Source organism: Luteolibacter pohnpeiensis (assembly GCF_016595435.1).
GTDB lineage: Bacteria > Verrucomicrobiota > Verrucomicrobiia > Verrucomicrobiales > Akkermansiaceae > Luteolibacter > Luteolibacter pohnpeiensis.
In genome coordinates this window covers 1-1,069 of sequence record NZ_JAENIJ010000130.1, presented here as the reverse complement: position 1 = coordinate 1,069, position 1,069 = coordinate 1, and the positions used below count along the sequence as shown (strand labels likewise).

Here is a 1,069-nt window from a genome sequence, read left to right as displayed (position 1 = left end):
TCCCCGTAGTAGATGAGGAACCGGTCGAGCGCGTCGCTCAGTCGCTCGGTGTAGTGGTCGCGCTTCACCTCCAAGTGCAGCGGGCGGAGCGGCTTCCCCGACACTTCCTCGCAGTAGGAAAAGAAGTGCCAGGTATCCAATCCGGTCACCGCCATCGAGCCGTGAACCTGTTGCTTGTATTCGTCCGGCAAGGTGCCATTGAGTAGATACTCGAGGTGCGTCTTCGGTGCCGGAGCCTTGATTTCAAGCCCGGCCACGTAGCTGTCTTCGTGCACAATCAGCCCGTCCGGCGAGCATCCGACAATGCCGTCCTCTCGCGTGATGAAACCGACTTGCTCGACCACAAGCCCCGTAAGTTGGCAAAAGTATTCCCGCGCCCTTGGCTCTAGTTCGTTGCCACGATCGGTGTGACGGTTCCCCGCGAACGCTGGAACGATCTCCGGAGAAATGATCTCAGCGGTGAGTGTCAGCGCGTAGTCTTTCCAGCTGCTTGAGTCCTTGCCACCGGCTGCGGTGAGCACTCGCTTGAACTGGCTGGCCGTTACGCGGCCGGCACGCGCTGCATGCCACTTCTCACTGCCTTGAATGAGGTCTTCCCAGATTGTCATGCCCATTGTTTCCACGCGTGGTTGATGGCTACCGCGAGGCCGTCGAGCTTCGCGTTGTTGCGGGCGTGGCGGAGCTTGCCACGCATTGGCTTGATCACCGCAAAGGCTTCCAGAATCTGCTTTTTCACCATGTCCCATTCCTCAACTTCGGATTGAGTCAGGGTCTTCTGGGTGATAGTGGCCTTGGGGCGATTGAAGGGTGAATCGGTTAGATCAGGCTCGGGAGTAGCTGTTTTCTCCGACGCGGCCTTTTCGACTTCCTCGCGCTTGAACCGCTCACGCAATGCCTCTTCATCGGAAGCTTTCTTATCAGCTTCAGCCTTGGCCAGCTTGATTCGATTGAGCAGTTCGCCTTGCACGATTTCAGTCGAAGACTTGACCTCTAACAAATCACGATCCGCGATGAGGTGCGCTCCATGTTCCTCGGCAAATTGGTCGAGAATTTCACGGTTTGCGGCAAA

General features: G+C 57.2%; 2 protein-coding genes. Both read right to left on the bottom strand.

Annotation, left to right across the window (positions count from 1 at the left end):
* Positions 1 to 608, bottom strand: a 608-nt coding sequence (locus JIN85_RS20550; protein WP_200274377.1) for a lambda exonuclease family protein, incomplete at its 3' end; no start/stop codon positions are given.
* A partial coding sequence (locus JIN85_RS20545) for a hypothetical protein (protein ID WP_200274375.1) occupies positions 605 to 1,069 on the bottom strand: 465 nt, incomplete at its 5' end. The genes JIN85_RS20550 and JIN85_RS20545, both read right to left, overlap by 4 nt.